General features: G+C 47.0%; 7 protein-coding genes. 1 reads left to right on the top strand and 6 read right to left on the bottom strand.

Annotated elements, in window-relative coordinates; translation table 11 throughout:
• Positions 1-96: 96 nt before the first annotated feature.
• The 3 genes from ANPL_RS01430 to ANPL_RS01420 all read right to left on the bottom strand — a co-directional run bounded on the left by ANPL_RS01430 (position 97) and on the right by ANPL_RS01420 (position 3341).
• A complete protein-coding gene (locus tag ANPL_RS01430; protein WP_169193033.1) occupies positions 97-1146 on the bottom strand; it encodes an FAD-dependent oxidoreductase in 1050 nt (349 codons plus the stop codon).
• A 257-nt stretch (positions 1147-1403) separates the two neighbouring features.
• A complete protein-coding gene (locus ANPL_RS01425) occupies positions 1404-2849 on the bottom strand; it encodes a replicative DNA helicase (RefSeq protein ID WP_169193032.1) in 1446 nt (481 codons plus the stop codon).
• Positions 2850-2909: 60 nt separating this feature from the next.
• Complete coding sequence (locus tag ANPL_RS01420) at positions 2910-3341, bottom strand: hypothetical protein (RefSeq protein WP_169193031.1); 432 nt, start codon at positions 3339-3341, stop codon at positions 2910-2912.
• 175 nt (positions 3342-3516) lie between these two features.
• On the opposite strand from ANPL_RS01420, the gene ANPL_RS01415 reads away from it, so the two are divergent.
• The gene (locus ANPL_RS01415; protein ID WP_169193030.1) at positions 3517-3957 is read left to right on the top strand and encodes a nucleoside deaminase; all 441 of its coding nucleotides are present in this window, start codon (positions 3517-3519) and stop codon (positions 3955-3957) included.
• An 81-nt stretch (positions 3958-4038) separates the two neighbouring features.
• On the opposite strand, the gene ANPL_RS01410 is transcribed toward ANPL_RS01415, so the two are convergent.
• From ANPL_RS01410 to rpmF, 3 genes are read right to left on the bottom strand one after another with little or no spacing between them, the layout of a single operon-like run.
• Positions 4039-5001, bottom strand: coding sequence for a beta-ketoacyl-ACP synthase III (locus tag ANPL_RS01410; protein WP_169193029.1), 963 nt, complete (start codon positions 4999-5001; stop codon positions 4039-4041).
• On the bottom strand, positions 4998-6035 hold the full coding sequence (gene plsX, locus ANPL_RS01405) for a phosphate acyltransferase PlsX (protein ID WP_169193028.1): 1038 nt from the start codon (positions 6033-6035) through the stop codon (positions 4998-5000). Before plsX ends, ANPL_RS01410 begins: the two co-directional genes overlap by 4 nt.
• Positions 6036-6040: 5 nt before the next feature.
• Positions 6041-6217 (bottom strand): 50S ribosomal protein L32, encoded by a 177-nt coding sequence (rpmF, locus tag ANPL_RS01400; protein ID WP_169193602.1) that lies wholly within the window; start codon positions 6215-6217, stop codon positions 6041-6043.
• Between the last annotated feature and the right edge of the window lie 143 nt (positions 6218-6360).

The following is a 6360-nucleotide window of genomic DNA, read 5'->3' as shown; positions in this document are numbered from 1 at the left end:
CTGAAGAATGTACTTTTGGCGCAGGAGAGAAAACTTCGGGGGGAAAATCTGCAACCTATACAACCTACATCCACCGGCAAACTGCCAGCTATAGCTTCAAACCCAATAGTGCAGCGAACTATAGCGAGAATCTCCCCCCTTGAGTAATCGTATAACTTCTTCCACCATAGCGGGAACACACAAATACCCGTATCTATACAAGCCATTTATTCTGGCAGCGTTCTTCTCCCATACTATTTTTGGTATATTGTCACTAAAAGCCGGCCTGCAAGCCGTCATCATGGAGGCAATTCTTGCTTCAGCAAACCCTTTATGCAGGGAATAGGCTGCAGAAAGAATTTCTAGGGCTGATTGCACAGATATTTCAGAAAAGTCACAACTTTCTATTTCAGTAGCCCCAACTAGAAACATACTATTTGGCCTAGGCACGACATAAATACTATATCTGGGATGCACCACACGGATTACGTTTTCAATGGAAACGTTCGGTGCCTGCAGCAATATAGACTCCCCCCTTACACCACGTAAGCCTGGCAAATCAGCCTTTGCTCCTATCCCCCGGCAATCGAAAACAAAATTAAATACGTGCGACCCTTCTTCAGTGACTATCTTGCCATGAGTAATACCAATTACCCTAGTGTTGGCATGCCAGCACACATTATGCTGCCTCAGGGTTCTCTCAACACATTCGAACAGCATCACGTTATCTATACTGCCCTCCCCCGGCACCTTCATGCTATACGCAACAGAAAGCCCTTCTCCGACACTATGGGTTATTTTCAGATCATCAAATAGTCCTGGAAAACGATTTTGTATAAACTCACGCCTCCTTTCGAGATCCGACAAGTCGGCCCGGTGCGCAACTATTACACTCCCCGATGAACGAAAGCAGGAACTTGCTCCAACGTAGCTGACTATTTCTGGCCACAGTGATATAGACCTTCTTCCCAAGCCCACAACTAAATCACTTATGCTCTCAGCCTCTGAATATAAAGAGAGCATGCCACCTGCAACGTACCCGCAACTCTTTCTACCGATGGTATCGTCCTCATCGAAAATTGAAACACTCCACCCTTCGCGTACTAATGCAAGTGCCAGAAGCCTACCTACAAGGCCCGCTCCAGCTACTCCGGCAGTTTTCGTCATACGTCCCTTAATCCACCATGGCACACCAAGCGCGAAAGCCGCAAGGAATGTTACCCGAAACACTCTTGGGAAATGTCGCAAAAATCTAGAGCTCTGTAAATACTTTTGAGAATAAAACCGCAGCAATGGCATATGCCAAACTACCTGCACAACGCGTTTAATACATCGGCACATCACCTGGTTGCGTTCTTGTTGCTCAACGCAAAAACAACTGAGATCACCAAAATTACAAGTGCCATCCCACAAGCACCACCCGTTTAGTCTTTATCGTAAATATCGTAGCGAGTCGTATAGTCACGGAACTTACCCTTTTCAGGCTCAAAATATAGCCTGACGTTACCTATAGGCCCATTACGTTGCTTGGATACCAAGACATCGGCCAAATTGCTGATTGCGTCCATTTTCATTTGCCACTCTGCATGCTTGGAAGTACCTTCAGCAGGCTGCTTTCTCAACTCGTAGTACTCTTCCCGGTACAAGAACATCACCACATCTGCATCTTGCTCAATACTTCCCGAATCTCTTAGATCAGACAGCTGCGGCTTCTTATCATCCCGCTGCTCCACAAGCCTTGATAGCTGTGACAAGGCAACCAACGGTACATTTATTTCCTTGGCTATAGCCTTAAGACCCTGGGTAACTTCCGAGACCTCTTGAACTCGGTTCTCCCCGCTTCTTTTAGTTGTTCCCTTGATAAGCTGCAAGTAGTCTATGAAAACCACTCCTACGTTATGCAACTGATGCATCCGCCTAATTCTGGTACGGAGCCCACTAATGGAAAGCACCGAAGAGTCGTCTATAACCAATGGAAGATCACATATACTCTCGCTGGCTCTCAAAACTTGTTGTAGATCACTACTGCTGATTTTACCCGACAGGGCCTTGTACGAGCTAATTTCTGACTCTATTGATATGAGACGAGACGCGATGTGCTCTGCGGACATTTCAAGAGAGAAAAAACCCACGCTCTTACCTTTGTCTTTAAGCGACTTGCAAGCATTAAGCGCCATGTTGAGAGCTAGTGCTGTTTTACCCATGGACGGCCGCGCTGCCAAAACTATAAGGTCAGAGTTTTGCAGCCCACTAAGCAAATGGTCTAAATCTTTAAGGCCTACCGAAATACCCTGCAGCTCATCCTTATTAGCCTTAGCGCTTTCAATCTTTTTCCTAACATCCCCTATCAATGTGGAAAATACGTGATAGTTTTTATCGGACTTGCCCTGGTTACCCAACAAGAAAAGCTTCTGCGATGCATCCTCTATTTGATGCTCCGCAGGGTTATCACAATCGTAATCGTAGGCATTCCCAACAATGTCCTGCCCCAATGCTATAAGGCACCGACGCAAATGGGCGTCAAACACCACCCTTGCGACACTTCTTATGTCAAAGACCACACTCGCTTTAGCGGCAATTTTCGCTAGATACTCCCCTCCTCCAGACTCAATTAAAGCCTCGTCGTTATCAAAAAACATCTTGAGGCTTATTTCGTTCGCCGAGATCCCTCTCTTGTTTATCTTGAGTACTTGATCAAAAATCCGCCCATGCAGGGGATCGTAGAACACCTCAGAACTAATTATGTCTTCCAGTGCATCGCAGATTCTATTATCCCTAAGCATCGCACCAATTAGCATTTGCTCAGCTTCTATATTACTGGGCAACCCAGAAATACCCTCCAGTGATCCCTTGTCTCCTGAACTCTGCACAGAACTACCACCCAAATCTAGGGTTTATACTACCAGATATCTGCATATAAAGCCACCATTCTACCGTGACCTTCCCTTATACTTTCCCTGGTACATTCCCTTCATACTCACCAGCATTTGCCAAAACCCGTTGGGAATATCCGAGGATTTAATGCCCCCTAGTCGCTGGCGCTTTTCAGACATAACATATCTTGTCCATCGTCCTATAGGCTCCATAAGCCCTATAATTCTTACCGCACTTTGGTATTCCGACTGTTCTTCATGGCTCTGCTGCAACACCTGAACTTGCACCTTCTCCCGCACAATTTCCCGATGCTTCTTTTCCAAATACCGCCTATGCTTCTCCTCTTCGGTAAGATTCTCTTCTTCGTCGTGCCCGCTGAATAATCTAATTACGAAGTCTCGCACAGCGCCGAAAGAAAGCCTCAGCAAACCTAAAAAAACCACGATCGCCAAAACAGCTAAAAAGACCTCTAGGATTTTTAGAGCCATAACTACTCAGCACGACATTAACAACACAGTATTTTAACATGATGTGGTACATTGAGAAAGCCATTGCCTAAGACACTCACATTCTTGTACCATTTGTTGGGCGCGATTGCCCGCAAGCAATCGTATAAGGAGCCTGTATACAGCTCTAAACTTTGTTGTACATGTATTATCAGCCATGCAAGCTAGCAGACACATTAGATTAGCTATGGAGGAAGCACTCTCCTCGGTTGAGGAGGTTCCCGTGGGTGCCGTGGTCGTGAAAAACGGCGTAGTGCTATCGAAAGCACATAATTTAACAATAAATAATTTCGATCCCACTGCCCACGCAGAAATCTTGGCAATTAAAGAAGCCTGCGCCACACTAAAGACATGCATACTGGAAGGTTGCGACCTATACGTAACGCTAGAACCCTGTGCAATGTGCGCACAGGCAATATCCTTTGCTAGAATTAGACGCTTGTACTTTGGAGCATATAACGAAAAACTAGGAGGAATAGAAAACGGCGCCCAGGTCTTCAAATATTGCACCCACGTGCCTGAAGTTTACGGCGGATATCTAGAACGGGAAAATGCTGAAATCCTCAAAGGATTCTTTGCCAAAGTACGATCGACTTAGTCTGCGGTGCACACGATCAAAACGCGCACCATAGTAACAATGCACCATGTCATCGGAAAGGGTATCCTAAATCCCTTCCCCCTACAGCCTAATTAAGCTAGACCCCCAGGTTATGCCTGCGCCGAAAGAAGTCAATAATACCAACTGCCCCTTGCGTATGTCGCCACGGTCAAGGCCGCTTTTCATCGCCAACGGAATCGATGCGGCAGAAGTGTTGGCATGGTCTTCTATTCCAAGCACTATTTTCTCCATGGGAAAGCCCAATCTCTTCGCCACCGACTCCACAATCCTAATATTTGCCTGATGAGGAATAAACCAGTCAATATCGTCAATGCTGACGGAATTCATGTTTAAGAGCTCAGTTATCGATGCGGCTTGCCTCAAGATGGCGTGCTCGAAAAGCACCGTACCACTCATACGTATTTTACCAGCAGTACCCGTAGAAGCTACACCACCGTCGGTCGATAAAACCTCACTCAGTGCCCCATCTGCCCCCAGCAATGTGGATATTATACCAGCATTATTGTCCGTCTCTTCTCCTCGTAACACACATGCCCCTGCTCCATCACCAAATAAAACACAAGTGGATCTATCGTGCCAATCTACTATCTTTGACATAGCTTCGGCGCCGATTAAAAGAGCTACCTTCGCGTGCCCGGTTCTTATAAGGCCGTCAACAACTGCAAGTGAGTACACAAATCCCGAACACGCAGCGTTCAAGTCAAAAACCATGGCTCTTCTACAACCAAGCCTTCCCTGAACAGCAGCTGCACAACTCGGCAGAGTTTTGTCTGGAGTTGACGTTGCCACAATTATCAAATCTACAGTGTCAGCAGTAACTCCTGAGGCGTCTAAAGCATCAACAGCAGCCTTGACAGCCATATATACAGTAGTTTCATCCTCAGCAACAATATGCCTACGCCGTATCCCGGTCCTGCGGAATATCCACTCGTCTGTAGTATCAACAATTAGAGATAAGTCATCATTAGTAACAACCTTTTGAGGCAAAAAAGCCCCCACTCCGCACAAAACTGTTCTCATCATCCGATTTCACTTATCTCCGCAGCAATTCTGGAAACAACATCGTGCCGCGCCGCGCTGACTGCCGCTTTTATTGCATAGGCAAAAGCTTCCCCATCTGCACCGCCATGGCTCTTTACCACAATGCCATTTAGCCCAAGGAGCATGGCTCCGTTGTACCTATCCGGATCCAACCTACCTAGCATCCGCTTGATGCCACCACGCAAAAGCAACCCACCAATCCTTCTAATCAAAGAGGACCTCGCAGTATCCTTAAAAGCAGAGAAGATCAAATCAGCAGTCCCCTCCATAGCCTTAAGCATTACGTTCCCCGTGAAGCCGTCAGTAACCACAACATCCACCTTCCCCGCCAGGGCTTCATTTGCTTCTACGTACCCATGAAAATTTACTTTGGATCCCGCTTCCCTGAGCAGAGCGCAGGCCTCACGCACCGCGACAGTGCCCTTGACTTCCTCCTCGCCAATATTTATCAACCCCACCTTTGGATCGCTTCTTCCTAGTACAGTTTTCGCAAAAGCGACCCCCATAAGAGCAAACTGAAACAGCGCATACGCATTACATTCGACGTTTGCACCCAGATCAACGATGACAAAACTGTCCTTTTTTGACGGCGCGGCAGTGACTATAGCTGGCCGATCTATGTCCTGCATGGTGCCCAGCACACATCGAGAAACAGCCATCAGAGCCCCAGTATTCCCAGCAGAAACCATACCCTTCACCAGGCCCTTCTTCACATCTTCAACGGCTTTCCACATGCTGGAGTTCCTTCTGTGTCTTAGCGCATAAGACGGCCGATCAGAAGCCAACACAGCATCAGCAACATCTATAAAAACGCTGTTAGCGACAACTCGCTTATACTTCGACAGCACAGGCAAGACAACGTCGCCTTTCCCGTAGATACTGAAGTGCACCCTGCCTTCACAAGGTATAGCGCCAGACAGTACGAGGTCTGCTCCCTCTATTACCGCATCGGGAGCTGCATCACCCCCCATTGCATCCAGCGCGAGGGACAAGCACTCATCTTGACCTTCTGTCATAAGCCCTACACTTTCGATTTAGCTACTTGCTTTCCATTGTAATACCCTCCCAAGCACACCTGATGCGAAAGCTTATACTCACCAGTTGTGGGATCTATAACTACGTTAGGCACCGAAAGACCCCGGTGGGAGCGGTGCATATTGCGACGAGACTTTGACTTTTTTCTCTTAGGTACAGCCATAGCACAACTCTTGTTGACCAAAGCCCTGATTATCACCCAGAAAGTAAATATAAGCAACAGCACTTTGCGACGCATAGCCTAATTTGTTGATAATATTATTAACATGATGTACTAAAGGGCTGGCAGAACTGCAGTGCAGGCTG

This window comes from Anaplasma platys (assembly GCF_012790675.1).
GTDB lineage: Bacteria > Pseudomonadota > Alphaproteobacteria > Rickettsiales > Anaplasmataceae > Anaplasma > Anaplasma platys.
The sequence above is the reverse complement of the archived record's forward strand: the minus strand, read 5'-3'. Positions and strand labels throughout refer to the sequence as shown.

Bases quoted from the DNA above. Each gene is read 5' to 3' on its own strand.
- ANPL_RS01430 (WP_169193033.1), bottom strand. From the start codon at position 1,146: ATGACGAAAACTGCCGGAGTAGCTGGAGCGGGCCTTGTAGGTAGGCTT.
- ANPL_RS01420 (WP_169193031.1), bottom strand. From the start codon at position 3,341: ATGGCTCTAAAAATCCTAGAGGTCTTTTTAGCTGTTTTGGCGATCGTG.
- ANPL_RS01415 (WP_169193030.1), top strand. From the start codon at position 3,517: ATGCAAGCTAGCAGACACATTAGATTAGCTATGGAGGAAGCACTCTCC.
- ANPL_RS01410 (WP_169193029.1), bottom strand. From the start codon at position 5,001: ATGATGAGAACAGTTTTGTGCGGAGTGGGGGCTTTTTTGCCTCAAAAG.
- plsX (WP_169193028.1), bottom strand. From the start codon at position 6,035: ATGACAGAAGGTCAAGATGAGTGCTTGTCCCTCGCGCTGGATGCAATG.
- rpmF (WP_169193602.1), bottom strand. From the start codon at position 6,217: ATGGCTGTACCTAAGAGAAAAAAGTCAAAGTCTCGTCGCAATATGCAC.